Below are 19328 nucleotides of genomic sequence, written 5' to 3' on the forward strand. Positions count from 1 at the left end.
CTGGCTGAGGGCGCCGTACCAGCGGCGTGTGCGTGGGGTGCCAGCGGGGGAGGCGAAGGTGGAGGCACGAGAGAGGGGTGCCTGATGGGTGCGAAGACTGTGAACAAGCTGGCGGTACCGGGGGCGACGCTGCACTACGAGGTGACGGGGGCCGGGCCGGTGCTGCTGCTGATCGCCGGGGGTGGGACGGATGCAGGGGTGTTCGACGGGATGGTCGGGCAGCTCGCGGCCGACTACACCGTGGTGGCGTACGACCCGCGCGGCAACTCGCGCAGCCCGTACGACGGTCAGCCGGCCGACGAGTGCGTCGACCAGTCGGCCGAGGACGCACTGGCGTTGATCGACGCGGTCGCCGGCAACGAACCGGCGTTCGTCTTCGGCAGCAGTTCCGGCGCGATCACCGGACTCGAGCTGATCACCCGCCACCCGGACCGGGTGCGGATGCTGGTCGCGCACGAACCGCCGTGCGTCGAGGTGCTGCCGGACGTCGAGGACGCGCGCGCGTTCTTCGAGGACGTGCACGACACTCACAAGACTGACGGGGTCGCGGCGGCCGACGTGCTGTTCTTGATGGGCACCGGAATGGACGACGAGGCGATGCCGCCAATGGAGGACCTGCTGCCGGAGTACCGCGAACTGGCCGAGCGGATGCAAGCCAACGCGGGCAACTTCTACCAACACAAACTGCTGCCGTTCACTCGCTACCAGCCAGACCTGGACGCCCTGAAGACCGTCGCCGACCGAATCGTCCCGGCCGCCGGCCTGCAGTCGATCGAACTCCTCCCCGGCCGCCCGATCCAACTGATCGCGGAACGCCTCGGCTGGCCCGTAGTCACCTTCCCCGGCGGCCACGCCGGCTACGCGAGCCACCCGGCCCCGTTCGCGACCCTCCTGAACCGCGTCCTCGAAGCCGAGATCAGCTGATCCCTCCCAGTCCCGGTCCGGGCGAGGTCTGAGGGGTCCCCGCCCGGACCGGTAGTTTCCAGCCGTCGGCGCACCGCCCAGGAATCCGGTTGACGGCTGCCTGGAGTGCGGCGTACTGTCCGATCCTTGCCTTGAAAACGGTGTGGTTCAGCCATGCCTGTCACAGTGGTGTCCGAACCCCCCGGTCCTGTCGGATTCGGGGTAGTTCTGCGTGCCGCTGGATCCGGACACCACCTCGAAGTTCGGAGAGGAGGTTGCCGTGGGCGTCTATTGGGCGATCGGCGTACGGTCGTTCCGGCGCTTCTCGACGTACCGGATCGCGACCGCGTCCGGCGCGTTCACCAATACCGTGTTCGGGTTCATCCTGTGCGGTATCTACCTGACCCTGTGGCACGAGCGGCCCGGGCTCGGCGGGTACGACGTCGCCGATGCGCTGACGTTTGTGTGGTTGCAGCAGGGGCTGCTGATGCCGATCGGAATCTTCGGTGCCACCACCACGGTCGAGCTCGGCGAGCGTGTCCGCAGCGGTGAGATCGCCGTCGACCTGTACCGGCCGACGCATCTGTTGCTGTGGTGGCTGTCGGTCGACCTCGGGCGCGCGATGTTCCAGCTGCTGGTCCGCGGCGGTGCGCCGCTGGTGGTCGGTGCGCTGGTGTTCGACCTGAAGTTCCCGAGCGACCCGATCACATGGCTCGCCGTCGCGGTCGGGCTGGTGCTGGGGATCCTGGTGAGCTTCACCATCCGCTACCTGGTCGCGTTGTCCGGGTTCTGGATCACCGATACGCGGGGCATGGAACAGCTCGCGTTGTTGCTGTCGTGCTTCTTCTCCGGGACGATCCTGCCGCTGGTCGTGTTCCCCGGCTGGCTCGGCGAGTTCGCGCGGGCGACGCCGTGGGCCGCGACGCTGCAGGTGCCGATCGACATCTGGCTCGGCCGCAACCCCGGAGGGATCGCATCGGCGCTGATGTTCCAGCTCGGCTGGCTCCTGGTGCTGCTGCTGGCAGGGCAGCTCACCACGTCGGTGGCGACCCGGAAGGTGGTGATCCAGGGTGGTTGAGCGACTCCGCCGGGCACCCGCGCAGTACTGGATGCTCGTCCTGATGTGGATCCGGTCGTCGCTGGCCTATCCGGCGTCGTTCGTGCTGATGCTGTTCAGTTCGATGCTGCTCACCGTGACCGACTTCGTCGCGATCGTGCTGATGTTCAGCCACATCGACACGTTCGGCGGGTTCACCATCGGGGAGATGGCGTTGCTCTACGCAACGGCCTCGATGACGCTCGGGATCGCCGACTTGTTCACCGGATCGATCGAGCGCGTCGGCGAGCGGATCCGGACCGGGTCGCTCGACGTCTACCTGATCCGGCCTGTGCCGACGTTCCTGCAGACTGCCGCGGACGGGTTCGCGCTGCGCCGGATCGGCCGGCCGCTGCAGGCCGGCCTCGTGCTGGCACTTGCCCTCAGCAACGTTCACATCGATTGGACGGCAGCCAGGATCGTCATGCTGGTGCTGTCTGTGATCACAGGCTCGATCATCTTCGCGGCGATCTTCGTGCTCGGCGCCGCCTTTCAGTTCCTCGCGATCGACTCCGCCGAGCTGGCCAACTCGTTCACGTACGGCGGTCAGACGCTGACGCAGTACCCGTTGGCGGTCTTCGGCAAGGAGATCGTTTGGGCCGTCACATTCCTCGTACCGCTTGCCTTCGTCAACTACTACCCGGTGCTGTTCGTGCTGGGTAAGCCGGCCCCGCTGGGCCTGCCGTCCTGGATCGGTCTGCTGTCTCCGCTGGTCGCCGTCGCGATGGTTGCGCTGGCGTCACTGGCGTGGCGGGGCGGTCTCCGTCGTTACCGCAGTACAGGGAGCTGAGCAGTGGCAGTCATCGAGTTGTCGAACGTGTCCCGCACCTTCACCGTCACGTCGCGGAACGGATTCCGCCGTACCCGCCGGGAAGTGCGCGCCGTGGACGGGATGACGTTCACCGTCGAACCAGGCGAGGTGATGGGCTACATCGGGCCGAACGGCGCCGGGAAGTCCACAACGATCAAGATGCTGACCGGCATCCTGGTCCCGAGCAGCGGCACGATCCGCGTCGCCGGGGTGGACCCGTCCCGCCACCGGCTCAAGCTGGCCAAACGGATCGGCGTCGTCTTCGGGCAACGCACCACGCTGTGGTGGGACCTGCCGCTGAAGGACTCGTTCGCCGTACTGCAGAAGATGTACGACGTCCCGATCGCGAGGCACCGGGAGAACCTCGCGACGTTCGTCGAACTGCTGGACCTCGGCGAACTGCTCGACGTACCTGTTCGTCAACTGTCGCTGGGTCAACGGATGCGCGGCGACATCGCGGCCGCGCTGCTGCACGACCCGGAGATCGTGTACCTCGACGAGCCGACGATCGGGCTGGACGTGATCAGCAAGGCTCGGCTGCGCGAGTTCCTTGCCCAGGTCAACGCGGAACGCCGTACCACCGTCATCCTCACCACCCACGACCTCGACGACATCGAGGCCCTGTGCAGCCGCGTCATGGTCATCGATCACGGCCACCAGATCTACGACGGCACCCTGACCGGCCTCCGCGCCAGCCAGTCGGCCCCTCGCACCCTGGTCGTGGACCTCGCCACCTCCCTCCCACCCATCGAGATCCAAGGCGCCACCGTCGTCAAGGTCGACGGCCCCCGCCAGCACCTCACCTTCCCCACCACCACCAGCGCCGCCCCCCTCCTGTCCCAAATAGCCGCCAACTACCCCCTCGTAGACCTCTCCGTAGCCGAACCCTCCATCGAGTCCGTCATAACCCAGCTCTACACCCCCACCCACCACTGATCCTCACGCCAGGTCAGCCACCATCGACGCGAAGACGACCTCGGGGTCCATCGCATCCGCATCCTGCCGCCACCGCGCAAGCGAGTCGGCAAGCCGCCCCTCGTCAACAGTCCCAACGCCTTCCGCCATCAACCGCCTGGCCTCGGCAACCCCGACCTCGCCGTACTCCGCCTCGTTGCCCCCGAAGTAGTCGTCCCGAACCCCTTCGTTCCGATGGAACTTCCCCGTGTTCCCGACATAAGTCCAAACATCCTCATCCACCAACGCGGCCACCCAAACCCGCCGTTCTCCCTGCTTGACCAACAACAGCCGCGTCATAGCGACCTCTCCTTCGTCGAAGTCCGTTGTGCCAATCGCTGCGTGGCGCCCTGCTGGCCCTGCGACGAGGCATCGCCCTCCTCGCGTCCGGGTGCTTGGCTGCTTCTCCTACCGTAGAAGCGGATCGCGACCGGTACGCCGCCGAGGGTCTTGAGGTCGTCGATCCCAGTTGGTTGCCGCATCTGTCCCGACAAGGCGATGGCTTCGTTGCGTGCTTGCGTGCGCCTCTCACGCGGTTGTCTGTGGTCTCGTTCCACCACATAGAGCGGGGTCGTCCGGGTCTTGACGTCGATCGACTCCTGCGAATGCACTTGCACCTCGACGCGTACGGCTTTGCTGTACAGGAACAGGTGCAGTCCCTTGTATCTGCTTCCCTCGACGTACGAGTGGATCGCGCCGCTCATCTCCCAGCCCCGGCCGGCGAGCGAATCGCAGGCGTCTGTCGCTGTCCGGACCAGGTCGTCTGGTTCAGGGGTCAGGACTGTGTAGCGGACGACGTCATCGAGCGGTAGTTGGTCGAAAGCCGTGCCAGTGCGGACGAAGATCTTGCGGGCCAGGGACTGCGGCGACTTCAACCGGCTCTCCAACTGGTACGCCGTCGTGCCGGGACCGATCGACACGGTGAGATCCTCCGTGATCTCCCGCTCGACTCGTGCCGCCTGGGTCAGCAAGGTCAGACTCCGTGCGGTCGCGTCCACGCCGTACTGGCCGGCGATCTGCGCCTTGGTCGGGATCAGCTCGTCCCAGTCGAGACGGCGCCGTGCGTTCAGCCAGGCGTGCAATGCGGTGGGCTCCGGAAGGTCACCCAGACTGATGGTCATCTCTTCCCCAGACTCTGCTCGTCGTTCCTCCGACCGTAGTGACTCGCCGAGCGGTCATGGGGCGGGTTTCAGCGATCTGTGGATAACTCATGGAGATCAGGGGTTGTGGCCGGCACTCATGGACAAGACATCCGTGGGGTCCTGGGGGTTGGGGTCGGTGCGCCACCGGGCGAGCGCCTCGGAGTGGTCGGTCTCGCTCAGCGTCCCGACGCCCGCGTTGATCAGTCGCCTCGCCTCGGCCGGGCCGATCTCCTCGTAGGTGAACCAGCGTTCGAGGTAGAAGTCGTTGCGCAGGGCGTTGTTGTCGTGGAACTTGCGGGTGTTGGCAACGTAGGCATACATCTTCTCGTGAGCGAGTGCGGCGACCCAGACCAGACGTTCCTCCTCCTTCACCAGGTAGAGCTTCATCCCGCGATCCCGTCGTCTGTGCCAGGTTGATGATTCGTTGACCGTAGTCGGGCGGGGAGCGATCGTGGGGTGGGTTTCGTGGATTGTGGATAACTCGGGGAGGTTACGAAGTGGGGTGGGGTGTGACTTGGGGGTGGTGGGGTCGTTGAACTGCGGTAGGGACCCAACCGGGAGTGGGATTCGGGGGTAGACAGGGTATGCCGACGATGACGGATGAGCCTGCGGTGGTGGTGGGTCCGCCGGCGCACGGGGCTGGGTTCGTCGAGTGGGTGCGCCCGTATCTGCCCGCGATGGCCCGGCTGGCGGGGCGGCTCGCGGTGAGGGCTGACCGGGACGACATCGTGCAGGACGCACTGGCGCGGGCGTGGGCGAAGCGGAGTCAGTACGACGCGAGCCGGGGTGCGCCGTCGGCGTGGCTGCTCGCGATCACCGCGGACCAGGCCCGGAAGGCGGCGCGGCGGTCGCGGCCGGCCGGGGAGTTCGACGAGCACGACCGGCCGGTGTCGCGGCCGGACCTGGATGCCCGGATGGACGTCGACCACGCGCTCACCTCGTTGTCGGCAAGACAGCGCCTCGCAGTGGACTGCTACTACTTCGCCGACCTGTCGATCGCCGACACGGCCGCGGTGATGGGCTGCTCCGAAGGCACCGTCAAGTCCACCCTGTCCGATGCGCGGTCCCGCCTGCGCACCCTGCTGGAGGTCAGCGAATGAACCCGACCGACGAGGTCGACGACCTGCTGACGCGGGCCGGTTCGCGGTGGCGCGCGGACCAGCCGTCGGCCCCCGAACCAGACTTGGACCATATTCTCGGCGGTCGCCGCCATCCCCGTCGCTGGGTACCGGCGCTGGCCGCCGCGAGCGTCGCCGCGATCGCCGCCGCCGCGCTCACCGTCCTCCCGGACGGCGGCCAGGACCCGGCTGCCGTCCCGCCCGCAACCGGTGACATCCAGCAAGCCTTTGCCCAAGGCAACCAGGCGGCCAGGCCGATGCCCGGTGCCACCCAACCGGATCCGGTGAACGACAAGCTGCTGGTCCGCGCCGGTGACAAGGTCCAGGCCAGCGGCGAGGTGATCGCCGTACCAGGTCAGGAGCCTGTGTTCTGCCCGTCGCATCCGACAGACCTGGTGGGTTATCCGCCCGGTCAGGAGCCTGCTCCCAGCTGCCCGGCCACCATCGCCGTCAAGCTCAAGGGCGTCGACCTCGACCGGCTCGGCGACGCACGGACGGTCAAGAACGTACGCCAGGGGACCGCGACCCTGATCGGGATCTGGGGCAACCGATCCATCGACGTCCAGGAGCAGAAGGCGTTCGTCGCATCACCCGCACCGCAGATCCCGCCGCTGCCGTGCAAGGCCCCGCAGGGCGGCTGGGTGTCGCAGCCGAACAACCTCAACGCGCCCGCGGTTCTGGCCTTCCTCGACGCGCACAGCTCCCAGATCTCTGAGCCGCTCATCCAGTACCCGGCCGGTCACGGCCGGAGCAAGCCGATCGTCGTGCAGGTCGGCGTCGCGCACGGGGATCTGGGGGCGTTCCGGACCTCCCTGGACAAGGTGTTCGACGGCAACCTCTGCGTGTTCAGGGCCCTGCTCAGCCGCGGCGACGTCAACCGCATCTACCAGACCCTGACCAACCTCACGGCGAAGCAGGAGCTCGGCATCCAGACCGCGTCCGCATCATCCCCGGGCGGTGGCCGCGCCGAGGTCGAGGTCCTGGTCTACACCGAGGCGGTGAAGACGGCGCTCACGCCCGTCGGCCTCAACCTGCTGACAGTCAAGCCGGCGGTGCAACCAGTCGCCTGACCGCGCAGCCGGCGACGACCGGCGTCAGTCGATGAAGGTCTGGTCGTGGAAGAAGTCGACCAGGAGCCGGGCCGTCGCGGCGGGCTGCTCGATGGCCGGGGAGTGGCCGGCGTCGGAGATGATCTGGGCCTGAATGCCGAGCCGCTCCGCCACGTCGGCCTGGACCGTGATCGGCCAGCCGTCGTCGGAGGCGCCGTACGCGACCTGCGTGCGGACGCCGGACTTGGCCAGCCGGTCGGTCTTGTCATCGGCGTCCATCAGGCGGCGGGTGATCTCGGCGAGGCCGGCCGGGTTGTTGCTGGTGAACCGCTTGCGGAGGAACGCCGCGATCTCATCCGGCGGCATCACGTACCCGGGCACCAAGCTGTCGTGCTCCAGCTTCAGGTCGTACACCTGCTCGATCGGCAGGTTGTCCAGCCCGAACGCGAGCATCTGCAGGCCCTGCACCTTCGCCTCGTCCGTGAACGCCGCCGGACCCGAGCACAGCAGCGTGATGGTCGAGAACACCGACGGATCGGTCAGCACGGCCTCCCGCGCGACCAGTCCACCGAACGAATGCCCGACCAACTGGCTGTACCCGCCGAGTGCCTTGCTCATCGCCACCACATCGGCGCCGAACTCCTCCAGCGTGTACGCCGACCGCTCGGTGGGCCCGGGGGTCTCGTACTGACCACGCTGGTCGACCGCCACCGTGCGCCATCCGTACCGGCACAGGTGGTCGACCAGCGGAGTGAAGTCCTCCTTGCTGCCGGTCCACCCTGGTACGAGCAGCACGGTGCCGAGCGGCGTACCGTACTTCGGCACCGCCATGAGCGTGGCGAAGGAACCCCGGTCGGTGTCGAGGGTCGCGGGGTGGACCCCGTCGGGCAGCGTCAACGTGCGCGGCGTACTCACAAGTCAAGAGGGTAGTCGCCGGTACGGCACAATGGCCGGGTGCCTCGCACCATGGCTGTTGCCAACCAGAAAGGCGGCGTGGCCAAGACGACCACCGTCGCGACGCTCGGCGCTGCCCTGACGGAGCTGGGTCAACGGGTGCTGCTCGTGGATCTGGACCCGCAGGCGTGCCTGACGTTCTCAGTCGGTATCGACCCCGAGGATTTGGACACGTCGATCTACCAGGTCCTGCTCGGCGGCGTGAGGGCGCGGGACGTGCTGGTCAAGCTCGGGGACGGAGCGGACCTGCTGCCCGCCACGATCGAGCTGGCCACCGCGGAGGTGCGGATCGCGCAGGAGACCAGCCCGGAGCAGATGCTGCGGACCGCCTTGCGCCCGCTGCGGGCGTCGTACGACTGGATCATTGTCGACTGTCCGCCGACCCTCGGGCTGCTGACCGTGAACGGGCTGTCGGCGGCGTCCGAGGTCCTGATTCCCTTGCAGTGCGAGACTCTGGCGCATCGTGGCGTAGGGCAACTACTTGACACGATTCACGACGTACAGCGGTTGACCAACCCGGGCTTGCATGTGCTCGGCGTACTACCGACGCTGTACGACGGCCGCACGACGCACGCCCGGGCGGTGCTGGAGACGATCGCGGACACGTACTCGCTGGAGGTGCTGCAGCCGTCGATCCCGAAGTCGATCCGGTTCGCGGAGGCGCCGGCGATCGGGGAGACCATCCTCAGCACCGCGCCGGCCTCGCCCGGTGCGAAGGCCTACCGGGCTCTGGCCGGCGCGCTGCTCTGACCTACTGCCCGCCGTCCGGAGTCTGCGGAAGCGCAGGCTGACGGCGCAGACGGTGCCGGTTCCGCCACAGCGGTACGCCGATCAGCGCGATCAGCACCAGGAACGGGAGAACCGCGCCGAGTGCGGTCGCCAGGGCGGAGAACGTCGCGACGAACGCGTTCCAGCCGCCCTTCAGCCCGACCAGGAAGCCACGATCCGGGTCCTCCGCGACGGGAGCCTTGCCCTTCTCGGTCAGGGTCAGCGTGAGCGTGGCGAGCTCGGTCTGGAGGGAGAGGTTCTTCTGCTTGGCCAGCAGGGACTCCAGGTCGGCCTCACGCCGGGTCAGCTCGGTCTCGACCGAGACGATCTCGCCGATCGTGTTCGCCTTCGCGAGCAGGGTTCGCATCCGATCGAGGCTCGCGCGCTGGGAGTTGATACGGCTCTCCACGTCGACCACCTGCTCGGTGACGTCGGCGGACTCCTGGTGGATCTGCACGCGCTTGCCGAGGTCGGACAGGCGCTGGATCGCAGTCTCGTACGACGCGGTCGGGACCTTCAGCACCAGGTTCGCCTGGGTGATCTTGCCGTCGGCATTGCTGCCGGTGTCCTCGGACGCGACCTGGCCACGTAGTGCGGTGACCACGGTGATCGCCTTCTGCCGTTGACCGTTCACGTCGTCGGCCTCGACCGTGAGCGAGCCCGTCTTGATGATCGCCCGGGTCACGCTCGGCTGCGCTTGGGCCTTCGGCGCGCCGTTGCTGGACTCGCCCTCCGCGACCTTGCCGCTGTCGCCCGCGGATGCACCGCTGCCGCCATCCTGCCGCTGCGCGGGACCGGACACCCCTTCAGCGGTGCTTTCGTTGCTGTTGCCCCCGCAACCCGCCAGCAACACGACCCCCAGCGCCGCCATTCCGACCACGGCACCCCTGATCCGCCTCATCACCCAGCCCCTCTCTCGTGGTTTCCGTCCTAGGACGGTCCACGAGAGACCTGGTGTTGCAGGCTGAGGTCACTGTTCAGCCACGGTCGGGCGACGGGCAGGTCACTCCGGAGCGGTGAACAGCGGGACGGTCGGGCTCGTGCCCGGCTCCGGCGCAGCCTTCTCGACAGGCTCGGCGACGGCAGGCTCGGTGGCGACAGGCTCGGGAGCAGCCGTCTGAACGGACTTCTCGACAGACTTCTCCGCAGTCTTGCGAGTGCGGGCCCGCTTGCGCGGCTTCCGCTCGGCCGGAGCCTCGGCGGCCTCCGTCGCGGATTCCGCGGAGGGCGGGACCTCGGTCTTGGTGGTGACGTCGGCGCCCTCTTCGAGCGGCTGCCCGGAGCGAGTGCGCTTGCGGGTCCGGTTCCGCTTCCGGGCTGCCGGACGTTCGCCTTCCTCGGTGCGTTCCTCGCTGCGGCGCGGCTCCCGGGCCGGCTTCTCGTCGCGCTGCTCCTTGGCCGGCTTGATCCGGCCCTTCGCATCGGTCGGGATGCCCAGGTCGTGGTACAGCTCCGGCGACGTCGAGTAGATCTCCTGCGGCTCGTCGTACGGCAGGTCGAGCGCCTTGTTGATGGTCTTCCAGCGGGTCACGTCCGGCCAGTCGACGAACGTCACCGCGATACCGCTCGCACCCGCCCGGCCGGTCCGGCCGATCCGGTGGATGTAGGCCTTCTCGTCCTCGGGGCAGGTGTTGTTGATGACGTGCGTGACGCCCTCGACATCGATGCCACGGGCCGCGACGTCGGTGCAGATCAGTACGTCGATCTTGTCGCCGCGGAACCGGGTCAGCGCCCGCTCGCGGGCCTGCTGGTTCAGGTCGCCGTGGATCGCGGCGGCCTTGAACCCGCGGTCCTGCAGGTCGTCGGTGAGGCGGGACGCCTCCCGCTTGGTCCGGCAGAAGATCATCACCCGGCCGCGGTCCTCGGCCTGCAGGATCCGCGCCACTACCTCGGGCTTGTCGAGGTCGTGCGCCCGGTAGACGAACTGCGCGGTCGTCGGCACCATCTCGGTGTCCTCGTGCGACTCGGCGCGGATGTTCAGCGGGTGCCGCATGTGGGTGCGGGCCAGCGCGATCACGGCCGACGGCATCGTTGCCGAGAACAACATCGTCTGCCGCAGCTCGGGAGTCTTGCGCAGAATGCGTTCCACATCGGGCAGGAAGCCGAGGTCGAGCATCTCGTCGGCCTCGTCGAGGACCAGGACCTTGATGTGGCCGAGGTCGAGCACGCCGCGGTTCGCCAGGTCCAGCAGGCGTCCCGGCGTACCGACGACGACGTCGACGCCCTTCTTCAGTGCGTCCAGCTGCGGCTCGTACGCGACTCCGCCGTAGATGGTCAGGACCCGCACCGTACGCACGGTGGATGCGGTCGTGAGGTCCTTGGCGACCTGGATGGTCAGCTCACGGGTCGGGGTGACGACCAGTGCCTGCGGCTTCCCGGGGGCGGCCAGTTCCTCGTAGTCGGCTTCGCCGGGGGAGATGGTGCGCTGCAGCAACGGAATGCCGAAACCCAGCGTCTTGCCGGTGCCGGTCCGGGCCTGACCGATCAGGTCAGTGCCCATCAGGGCGACCGGGAGCGTCATTTCCTGGATCGGAAACGGCTCGACGATGTTGACGCGATCGAGCGCGTCACAGATCTCGGGTAAGACCCCGAGCTCTCGGAAGGTGGTCAGGCTGATCGCCTCTCAACATGCTTGATACGGACAGGTGCTCTGTGGCCGGGCGCCAGAGGCTTTTCAGCCTCGTCTGTGAGGCGCGGGGACACTGTGCAAGCACCTCGCACCAGCTTGCCCATCTGGGCGCGTCACCGGCGAATCGCCCACCAGTGTAACCGCATGAGCTGTCAACGCCGCTTCGTGTGGTTTGCGCCACTCCCGCCGGTGGACAGATAGGGTGCCGGGCATGGAGCAGACGGCCTTTGATGATCCCGCCTACCGGGCCGCGGCGGTGGATCTGCTGGGAGTTCTCGCGTACGGCGAGCTGACCGCGTTCGAGCGGATCGCCGAGGACGCGAAACTGGCACCGACCCTGAACGACAAGGCGGAGCTGGCGGCGCTGGCGACGACCGAGTTCGGGCACTTCCGGCAGTTGCGGGACCGGCTGGTCGCGCTCGGCGTGGACCCGATGGAAGCGATGCGGCCGTTCGTGACGCCGCTGGACGCGTTCCACGACCACACCGCGCCGTCGGACTGGCTGGAGGGCCTGGTCAAGGCGTACGTCGGGGACGGTCTGGCCAACGACTTCTACCGTGAGATCGCGTCGTTCGTGGATGCGGAGACGCGGGCCCTGGTGCTCGAGGTGTTCGCCGACTCCGGGCAGGCCGAGTTCGTGGTGGACCGGGTCCGGGCCGCGATCGAGGAGGACCCGAAGCTGGGTGGCCGGCTGGCGCTGTGGGGCCGCCGGCTCGTCGGCGAGGCGCTCAGCCAGGCGCAGCGGATCGCCGCCGACCGGGACTCGCTGGCCGCACTGCTGGCCGGCAGCGTCGACCGGCCCGGACTGGACCTGGCCGCGATCGGCCGGATGTTGACCCGCCTCACCGAGGCGCACACCGCCCGGATGACCGCACTCGGCCTCCAGGCCTGACACCACCTGCCATCCTCACCCCTCTGCCTGCCTCCGTCGCCGTCACCTCTGATGGGCTGACCCATCAGGTTGTGGGTTGGCACGGCGCAGGCGGCTGGCGAACCCACCGTCTCGTGGGCCTACCCACGAGACGGTGGGCGAGGGTGAACGCAGAGCGGCCGCCTGCCCCGGATCGGGGTGGCGGCCGCTGAGGTGAGGTCGTCAGGCTGAGGTTTTCGATCTGCTCTGGTAGCCGGCGATGACGCCGACGACGATCACGGCGCAGATGATCTGGATCAGGTACTGCGTCCAGTCCAGGCCGGGGGTGTCCTTGACTCCGAAGGCCTTCGCGATCAGACCGCCGACGAAGGCGCCGATGCCGCCTCCCAGGATGGTCCAGCCGAGGCTGATGTTCTGCTTGCCGGGGAGCACCAGCCGGGCCAGCGGCCCGAAGATGATGCCCGCGATGAGACTGACGATGAGCATCCAGACCCAGTACACGGTTCCTCCTTATGAGGGATGGCTGACCCGCGCTCCGGCCTGGCGCCCCGTGCTACCAGACCACTGCAACGCAGGTCTTACTGCCATCGTGCCCTCTGGGTCGCAGTCCGCAACCGGGACACGCGCGACTGTGTCCGGACCGCGATCAGATCGCGCCGAACCCGACCTTGCGAATCGACACCTCGCCGATCTCGACGTACGCCAGCCGGTCGGCCGGGATGATCACCCGGCGGCCCTTGTCGTCGGTGAGCTGCAGCAGGTTGGCCTTGCCGCTGAGCGCTGCCGCGACCGCCTCCTGGACCTCGTCCGGGCTCTGCTCGCTCTCGAGCACCAACTCACGATTGGCGTGCTGTACGCCGATCTTGACCTCCACGAAACCCTCCGGGCACGATCCGACCGGCGGCTCTCGCCGGTGACGGTTCGAGCCTATCCGCTACCGACCCCCAGCTCTCACCCGTCCGCCCAGAGCAGAACCTTGGTACGTCGTACCCGCGGCGGCGCTGGTCAGGAGTCGGTGCGGGGGAAACCGCGGATGCCGCGCCAGGCCAGTGAGGCGACCAGGTCGGCCGCCTGCTGCTGGGCCAGTGTCGGGTCGTCGGAGGCCAGCCAGTAGCGGGCACTGACCTGGGCCATGCCGACCAGGCTGACGGCCAGCACCATCGACTGTTCGCGGTTCAGGCCGGCGTCGGCGCTGATCACCTCGGACACCGCTTCGGCGCAGGTGTGCGTGACCCGGTCGACCCGCTCCCGGACCGCTGTCTCGTTGGTCAGGTCCGACTCGAACACCAGCCGGAAGGCACCCTGCGCGTTCGCCACGTACTCGTAGAACGCGTGCATGGTGGCGGCCACTCGTAGCTTGTTGTCCTCGGTCGACTTCAGCGCGTCCCGGACGGAGGCGATGATCGCGTCGCAGGAGCTGTCCAGCAGGGCCAGGTACAGCTCGAGCTTGCCGGGGAAGTGCTGGTAGAGGACCGGCTTGGAGACGCCGGCCCGGTCAGCGATGTCGTCCATCGCGGCGGCGTGGTAGCCGTTCGCGACGAAGACCTCCTGCGCCGCCTCGAGCAGTTGCGCGCGGCGGGCGAGCCGCGGCAGGCGGCTGCCACGCTTCGGCGCGGTCTCGGGTGTCGTCGACACGTCGGCTCCTTCGATGGTGCGGCACCGGCAGCACGGGCTCGACCGCCGGGTCGTTCCCCGAATCCTACCCAGCAGTCCTCCCGGCCAGTAGCTTCCCCGCCGGTCTGCGTTCCATCGTGGTAGCGGTCAGCGATAGTCGTCTTCGCCGGAGTCGCCCACCTCGTGGCGCTGCTCCTCCACGTCGACGGGGTCGGCCTCGCTGGGTACGTCGTCGTCCGGAGTGAAGTCGTCCACCTCGGCGGAGTCCTCCCGTTGCTCGAGGACATCGGCCTCCGGAGCGTCGTCGGGGACGCTGCCGAAGCCGGGACCCTCGTATTCGGTCTCACTGGTCATGCGACTGCTCCTCTTCGCGCGGTGACGGACAGTTACGACGGGATCGACGGTAGCGGCCGCGGGTCGTCGTACAGGCCCTCGAGGACGTCGCCGTACTCCTCGATCCGGGCCAGCACCTCGTGCGGCAGGAAGCGGAGCTCCTCCGCGTCGGTTGCCGAGGCCACCTCGTCCCAGTCGATCGGGGTGGACACCCGCGGCTCTTCGGCTCCGCGCAGGGAGTACGGCGCCAGTGTGGTTTTGGCGCTGGCGTTCTGGCTCCAGTCGATGAAGACCTTGCCAGGACGCAGTGCCTTGGTCATGTTCGCGGTGACGTTCTCCGGGAGCGCCTCGGCCAGTTGCTCGGCCAGGAGCTTGGCGAAGGCGCTCGTACTCCGGGACGACGCCGGCTCGATCGGGACGTACAGATGCATGCCCTTGTTGCCGGACGTCTTCGGCCACCCCTCCAGCCCGTAGTGGCCCAGCAGTTCGCGCAGCGCCAGCGCCACGTCGCAGCACTCGACGATGCTCGCTCCCGGCCCCGGGTCGAGGTCGAACACGATCAGGTCGGCCTGCGGGTCCTTGCCCTTGTCCGACAGACCGATCCGCCACTGCGGGATGTGCAGCTCGAGCGCGGCCAGGTTCGCCAGCCACACCACGGTCTGGATGTCGTCGGCGACCACGAAGTCGGCCTCGTCCCGGCCGGTCGAGCTGCCGGGCGTCGGCAGGGTCACTGTCCGCACCCAGGCCGGCGTACCGCGCGGTGCGTTCTTCTCGAAGAAGTACTGCGCCCCTGTGCCGTCGGGCCAGCGCTTGCGGGTGAGTGGACGGTCGGACAGGTGCGGGAGCAGCAGTTCGGCGACCTGGTGGTAGTAGTCGATCACCTCGGCCTTGGTGAAGCCGGTCTGCGGGTAGAGCACCTTGCCGAGGTTGGTGAGCTTCATCGTCTGCCCGTCGACCTCGGTCGTCAGTTGCTGCGGCGCGGCTGCCATGCCTCCCAGTCTCCACCTCCGCAGCGTCCTAACGGGCGAACCGCTCTACTCATTCAGGCGATCGGCGCCGGCCTCGGCCACGACGGGGCGGGGCAGGTTGCCCGGGCTGGTACTGCGTCATGCGGAAGAGTCTCTCGGCCGAGGGGTCCTACCATGGGTCAGGTGGAGAGTTACGCGGGAGTAACTGGGGCTGAGGGCCCGCTGGAAGTACGGGAGTGGCCGACGCGGCAGGTGTCGGTCGGAGGCGCGGAACTGCTCGTGCGGGACGTGCCGGATGCGGCGCCGGATCTGCCGCCCGCGCTGTTCGTGCACGGTCTGAACGGCTCGTCGCTGAACTGGACCGCTCTGGGCCTGATGCTCAACGACACCGTCCGCGGCATCGCCCCCGACCTCCCCGGCTTCGGACGTACGCCGCTGTCCGGTGCCGCTGGGATCTACGAGCAGGCCGACCTGATGATCGAACTGGTGGAGCGTGAGTTCGACCGGCCGCTGCACCTGTTCGGGAACTCGATGGGTGGCGCGACGGCGGTCGCCATGGCCGGGCGGCGTCCCGACCTGGTCGCGTCACTCACCCTGATCTCGCCCGCGCTCCCGCATCCGCGGGTGTCGGCGAGCGCGCTGTGGTTCACCGCGATCGCGACGCCCCGGCTGGGTCCCGCCGTACTGGATCGGACCCGGCGGTTGCCGTTCGACCGGCGGTTCGAGGCGTCGCTGGCGCTGGTGTTCGGCGATCCGCGGTCGCTCGCGCCCGAGGTGCGGGCGGCGTACGAGGCGGAGTTGCGGCGGCGTGACGGGGACCCGTGGGTGCGGCAGGCAACGGTCGACGGCGCCCGGAGCATCCTGCGGTCGTCGGTGGCGATGCCGCGCCGGTCGCTGTGGGCGGACGCGGCGAAGCTGGAGTGCCCGGTGCTGCTGATCTACGGCGGGAAGGACAGGCTGGTCGACGCGCGGATCCGGACCAAGGCGCAGCGCGCGTTCCGCAACGCGCGGCTGCTCTACCTGCCGAAGTCCGGCCATGTCGCGCAGATGGAGCACCCGGACCAGGTCGCCCGGGCGTTCCGCCAACTGATCGCCTGATCCTCAGCCGTCGAGCCTGGACGGGGTGCGGCTGATCGAGTCGAAGCTGTCGCAGGACTGAGACACGGCTGAGCAGCCGGTCAGGTCAACTTTCCTCTCGCCCACGAAGTCGGACCGACATCGAAGGTTCGTCGAACGAGAGGACCACTGTGCGGGTTATCGGCAGAGTCAGAAAGAGCCTGTCGCTGGGGATGGTCGCACTACTGGGGGTGGGGGTCCTGCCGGCACCGCCGGCATCCGCCACACCGCAAGCGCCGCCATCGCTTGCTCAAGGCAACAACTGGGAAGTGAGGCCGGTCGCGTCCGGCTATCAGCTCACGCTCCGGCTGGACGCGCCGGCGCCGATGCGCGCGTCGCTGCCGTTGCTGGCCGTCAACGGCGTGCCGCTGGGGGTGGCGAAGCAGTCGCCGGATCAGCGCACTCTGACGTTGATCACCACGAACCCGGCTGTGCTGAAGGCACACGACGTACGGCTGATCTGGTCGGGTGACCTCGGCAAGGAAGCCGGCAAGGGCCAGGAGCGGAGCCAGGCTGCCGGCCCGACCGACGCCGACTGGCTGAAGGCGCGGCGCGGACCCGAGCTGACCGACGATCCCGGTGCCGTCGGCAAGTATCAGGTCGAGACGTCGTAGTACGACCTCGGTGACGAGGCGGTGTTCCTTCCGGGCCTCGGGCAACGATCGGAGCTTCGCGGCAAGGTCTACACGCCGCGCGGCGCCGTCGGACCGCGGCCGTTGGTGATCTTCCTGCACGGTCGGCACCAGGTCTGCTACGGCGACGGCGAGGAACCTGAGGCCAAGCCCTGGCCGTGCTCCGCGGGCCTGAAGCCGGTGCCGAGTTACCGCGGGTACGACGGTCCCGCGACGGCGCTGGCCAGCAACGGCTACCAGGTCGTGTCGATCAGCGCGAACGCGATCAACGCGTGGGACGGTGCGGCCTACGACGCCGGCGCGCAGGCGCGGGCCGAGTTGATACTTGATCATCTGGCGCTGTGGAAGAAGTGGTCGACCCTCGGCGGCGGACCGTTCGGCCGCAAGTTCGTCGGCAGGATCGACCTGCGCAACGTCGGCCTGATGGGTCACTCCCGTGGCGGCGACGGCGTCGCGCGGGCCGCGGTGCTGAACGCCGACCGCGGCGGCCAGTACGGGATCCGCGCGGTCCTGCCGCTCGCACCGACCGACTTCGCCCGGACAACCGTGCCAGGTGTCGCGATGAGTGTGGTGCTGCCGTACTGCGACGGCGATGTGTCCGACCTGCAAGGGCAGAAGTTCTACGACGACACGCGCTACTCCGTCACCGGCGACACCGCGCCGCGGTCGACGATCACGGTGCTCGGTGCCAACCACAACTTCTTCAACACTGAGTGGACTCCAGGCCAGTCCGAGGCGCCGTCGGGCGACGACTGGTTCGGTGAGGAGAAGGAGTCGCCGTGCGGTGCGAAGTACTCGGGCCGGCTGACGGCCAAGGAGCAGCAGGCGGTCGGTACGGCGTACATCGCGGGGTTCTTCCGGTTGCAACTGGGGCATGAGACGCAGTTCTTGCCGCTCCTGGATGGGGCCGACTCACGGGCTGCCTCGGCCGGGCGGGCCGTCGTACGAGTAGTGGCTCAGGCGCCACTGGCGTCGCGGCGGGATGTGAATCGTTTGGACCAGCCGCTGCCTGCCGGAGCGGTCAGTGGGAAGGCGTCCGCGACCGTGTGTGCGGGTGTTGAGGAGTTGAACACCGGTCTGGCTCGGGCTGCTGCCGGCGCGGCGATTCCGACCTGCATGTCCACTGCTGACTTCGGCAACACGCCGCATTGGAGTACTGCGTGGTTCGCGGCCAGGACACCGACCACTGCGGTCACCAAACTGACGTGGACCGGGACCGACGGCGCACTGCGGCTCAGCCTGCCCGCCTGGCAGCGCGACGTACGGCGCTTTGCCGCGCTGTCGTTCCGGGCAGCACCGGACCCGGCTGGTACGCCGAAGACCGATCTGACTGTCCGGGTCGTCGACGGGCACGGACGGGCGGCCGTCGTACCGGTGTCCAGAGTGAGCGACGCGCTGGTGCGGATGCCAGGGAGCAACGCGAACGGACTGCCGAAGAACCTGCTGCGGACCGTGCGTATCCCGGTCGGGTCGCTCAAAGGTGTGGACCTGCGCGACGTACGGGCCGTGGAGTTGCGGACGGACCGGATGGCGCGTGGGTCGGCGTACGTGAGCGATCTGGCGTTCTCGTCGCCCGGTGTGGGGTTGTCGGCGCCGGCTGTTCTGCTGCCGAAGGTGTCGGCGTCGAACGTGAAGGTCAAGGAGGGTGACAAGGGCACGAACTCGGCGGACTTCTGGGTGACGATGTCGCGGCCGAGCATCCGGCCCGTGACTGTGTACGCCGAGACGAGCGGTGAGCTGGGCGAGACCGTGGGGGATGTGACGCGGAAGCTGCTGTTCAAGCCGGGGCAGGTCCGACAGAAGGTGAGCGTGCCGATCCACTCGAACACCTTGGACAGCTACGACCTGCCGTTCGACCTGGTGCTGTCGGTGCCGCGGGACGGGCTGCTGGACCAGTCGTTCGGCCACGGTCTGGTGATCGACGACGACCCGACGCCGACGCTCACGCTCGGGAACGCGCAGGCGTCCGAGAAGGCCGGGGAGGTGAAGTTCCCGGTCAAGCTGTCCGCGCCGAGCGACAAGATCGTCAACATCTTCGGTGAGCTGAAGGACGGGACGGCGGTACTCCGGAAGGACTACAAGGGGGCCTACGACGACGGGTCCGACCCGGCGAACCGCTCGCTGGACGGGTATGTGGAGCCGGGGAAGACGGCCGGTGAGGTCTCGGTGACCCTCGTCGACGACACAGTGAAGGAGCCGGGCGAGACGTTCACCGTTGTCGTCGGGGCGGTCGACGGGGCTGAGGTCAAGCTCCCGAAGACGCTGCAGGCCACGATCACCGACAACGACTAGGAGAGCAGCCGGTCCGGGCGCCCTGGGGGGGCCCCGGGCCGCGCGCAACAATCAATCCCACAAAGCGGGGTTGGGGGC

Annotated in this window: 22 protein-coding genes; 11 read left to right on the top strand and 11 right to left on the bottom strand. The window is 68.3% G+C overall.

The annotated features are described in order from the left end of the window. Positions 1-84 precede the first annotated feature (84 nt). From AB0I34_RS29040 to AB0I34_RS29055, 4 genes are all read left to right on the top strand, one after another. Positions 85-924 carry an alpha/beta hydrolase gene (locus AB0I34_RS29040; protein WP_360451103.1) on the top strand — a complete coding sequence of 280 codons (840 nt, stop codon included), beginning with the start codon at positions 85-87 and terminating at the stop codon, positions 922-924. Positions 925-1135: 211 nt separating this feature from the next. Then, entirely contained in the window at positions 1136-1981 is an 846-nt protein-coding gene (locus AB0I34_RS29045) for an ABC-2 family transporter protein (protein ID WP_360451106.1), read from the top strand. Then, positions 1974-2789 (top strand): ABC transporter permease, encoded by an 816-nt coding sequence (locus AB0I34_RS29050; protein ID WP_360451109.1) that lies wholly within the window; start codon positions 1974-1976, stop codon positions 2787-2789. The genes AB0I34_RS29045 and AB0I34_RS29050 overlap by 8 nt, the downstream gene beginning before the upstream one ends. A gap of 3 nt (positions 2790-2792) precedes the next feature. After that, positions 2793-3746 carry an ATP-binding cassette domain-containing protein gene (locus AB0I34_RS29055; RefSeq protein WP_360451112.1) on the top strand — a complete coding sequence of 318 codons (954 nt, stop codon included), beginning with the start codon at positions 2793-2795 and terminating at the stop codon, positions 3744-3746. A 3-nt stretch (positions 3747-3749) separates the two neighbouring features. Here AB0I34_RS29055 and AB0I34_RS29060 read toward each other — a convergent pair whose 3' ends face one another. The 3 genes from AB0I34_RS29060 to AB0I34_RS29070 all read right to left on the bottom strand — a co-directional run bounded on the left by AB0I34_RS29060 (position 3750) and on the right by AB0I34_RS29070 (position 5293). Next, positions 3750-4064 (bottom strand): hypothetical protein, encoded by a 315-nt coding sequence (locus AB0I34_RS29060; RefSeq protein ID WP_360451115.1) that lies wholly within the window; start codon positions 4062-4064, stop codon positions 3750-3752. Next, entirely contained in the window at positions 4061-4885 is an 825-nt protein-coding gene (locus tag AB0I34_RS29065) for a hypothetical protein (RefSeq protein ID WP_360451118.1), read from the bottom strand. Before AB0I34_RS29065 ends, AB0I34_RS29060 begins: the two co-directional genes overlap by 4 nt. Before the next feature lie 96 nt (positions 4886-4981). After that, complete coding sequence (locus tag AB0I34_RS29070; protein ID WP_360451120.1) at positions 4982-5293, bottom strand: hypothetical protein; 312 nt, start codon at positions 5291-5293, stop codon at positions 4982-4984. 206 nt (positions 5294-5499) lie between these two features. On the opposite strand from AB0I34_RS29070, the gene AB0I34_RS29075 reads away from it, so the two are divergent. Then, positions 5500-6006: an RNA polymerase sigma factor gene (locus AB0I34_RS29075; RefSeq protein WP_360451122.1), complete on the top strand. Its 507-nt coding sequence runs from the start codon at positions 5500-5502 to the stop codon at positions 6004-6006. Next, on the top strand, positions 6003-7094 hold the full coding sequence (locus AB0I34_RS29080) for a hypothetical protein (protein ID WP_360451124.1): 1092 nt from the start codon (positions 6003-6005) through the stop codon (positions 7092-7094). The genes AB0I34_RS29075 and AB0I34_RS29080 overlap by 4 nt, the downstream gene beginning before the upstream one ends. A 24-nt stretch (positions 7095-7118) precedes the next feature. On the opposite strand, the gene AB0I34_RS29085 is transcribed toward AB0I34_RS29080, so the two are convergent. Beyond that, the gene (locus AB0I34_RS29085) at positions 7119-7988 is read right to left on the bottom strand and encodes an alpha/beta hydrolase (RefSeq protein ID WP_360451127.1); all 870 of its coding nucleotides are present in this window, start codon (positions 7986-7988) and stop codon (positions 7119-7121) included. A 39-nt stretch (positions 7989-8027) separates the two neighbouring features. Between AB0I34_RS29085 and AB0I34_RS29090 the strand changes: the two genes are divergently transcribed. Continuing rightward, positions 8028-8777 (top strand): ParA family protein, encoded by a 750-nt coding sequence (locus tag AB0I34_RS29090; protein WP_360451130.1) that lies wholly within the window; start codon positions 8028-8030, stop codon positions 8775-8777. Position 8778: 1 nt separating this feature from the next. Here the strand turns inward: AB0I34_RS29090 and AB0I34_RS29095 are convergent, their stop codons facing one another. Together AB0I34_RS29095 and AB0I34_RS29100 are read right to left on the bottom strand one after the other, a co-directional pair. Continuing rightward, the gene (locus AB0I34_RS29095; protein WP_360451132.1) at positions 8779-9696 is read right to left on the bottom strand and encodes a DUF4349 domain-containing protein; all 918 of its coding nucleotides are present in this window, start codon (positions 9694-9696) and stop codon (positions 8779-8781) included. A 102-nt stretch (positions 9697-9798) separates the two neighbouring features. Further along, entirely contained in the window at positions 9799-11316 is a 1518-nt protein-coding gene (locus AB0I34_RS29100; protein ID WP_360451135.1) for a DEAD/DEAH box helicase, read from the bottom strand. 319 nt (positions 11317-11635) lie between these two features. On the opposite strand from AB0I34_RS29100, the gene AB0I34_RS29105 reads away from it, so the two are divergent. Further along, on the top strand, positions 11636-12316 hold the full coding sequence (locus AB0I34_RS29105) for a ferritin-like fold-containing protein (protein ID WP_360451138.1): 681 nt from the start codon (positions 11636-11638) through the stop codon (positions 12314-12316). Positions 12317-12517: 201 nt separating this feature from the next. Here the strand turns inward: AB0I34_RS29105 and AB0I34_RS29110 are convergent, their stop codons facing one another. From AB0I34_RS29110 to ligD, 5 genes are all read right to left on the bottom strand, one after another. Beyond that, complete coding sequence (locus AB0I34_RS29110) at positions 12518-12796, bottom strand: GlsB/YeaQ/YmgE family stress response membrane protein (RefSeq protein ID WP_360451140.1); 279 nt, start codon at positions 12794-12796, stop codon at positions 12518-12520. 145 nt (positions 12797-12941) lie between these two features. Then, the gene (locus AB0I34_RS29115) at positions 12942-13169 is read right to left on the bottom strand and encodes a DUF3107 domain-containing protein (RefSeq protein ID WP_360451142.1); all 228 of its coding nucleotides are present in this window, start codon (positions 13167-13169) and stop codon (positions 12942-12944) included. 131 nt (positions 13170-13300) lie between these two features. Continuing rightward, positions 13301-13930 (bottom strand): TetR/AcrR family transcriptional regulator, encoded by a 630-nt coding sequence (locus tag AB0I34_RS29120; RefSeq protein WP_360451145.1) that lies wholly within the window; start codon positions 13928-13930, stop codon positions 13301-13303. A 126-nt stretch (positions 13931-14056) separates the two neighbouring features. Beyond that, positions 14057-14263: a hypothetical protein gene (locus tag AB0I34_RS29125; protein ID WP_360451148.1), complete on the bottom strand. Its 207-nt coding sequence runs from the start codon at positions 14261-14263 to the stop codon at positions 14057-14059. Positions 14264-14295: 32 nt separating this feature from the next. After that, on the bottom strand, positions 14296-15231 hold the full coding sequence (gene ligD / locus AB0I34_RS29130; protein WP_360451151.1) for a non-homologous end-joining DNA ligase: 936 nt from the start codon (positions 15229-15231) through the stop codon (positions 14296-14298). Positions 15232-15393: 162 nt separating this feature from the next. Between ligD and AB0I34_RS29135 the strand changes: the two genes are divergently transcribed. The 3 genes from AB0I34_RS29135 (at position 15394) to AB0I34_RS29145 (ending at position 19250) form a co-directional block, all read left to right on the top strand. After that, the gene (locus tag AB0I34_RS29135) at positions 15394-16308 is read left to right on the top strand and encodes an alpha/beta hydrolase (protein WP_360451154.1); all 915 of its coding nucleotides are present in this window, start codon (positions 15394-15396) and stop codon (positions 16306-16308) included. A gap of 287 nt (positions 16309-16595) precedes the next feature. After that, on the top strand, positions 16596-16940 hold the full coding sequence (locus tag AB0I34_RS29140; RefSeq protein ID WP_360451158.1) for a hypothetical protein: 345 nt from the start codon (positions 16596-16598) through the stop codon (positions 16938-16940). 21 nt (positions 16941-16961) lie between these two features. Further along, positions 16962-19250 carry a Calx-beta domain-containing protein gene (locus AB0I34_RS29145; RefSeq protein WP_360451161.1) on the top strand — a complete coding sequence of 763 codons (2289 nt, stop codon included), beginning with the start codon at positions 16962-16964 and terminating at the stop codon, positions 19248-19250. The last annotated feature ends 78 nt before the right edge of the window (positions 19251-19328 follow it).

The sequence above is a fragment of the Kribbella sp. NPDC050281 genome, from assembly GCF_040655855.1.
Taxonomy (GTDB): domain Bacteria; phylum Actinomycetota; class Actinomycetes; order Propionibacteriales; family Kribbellaceae; genus Kribbella.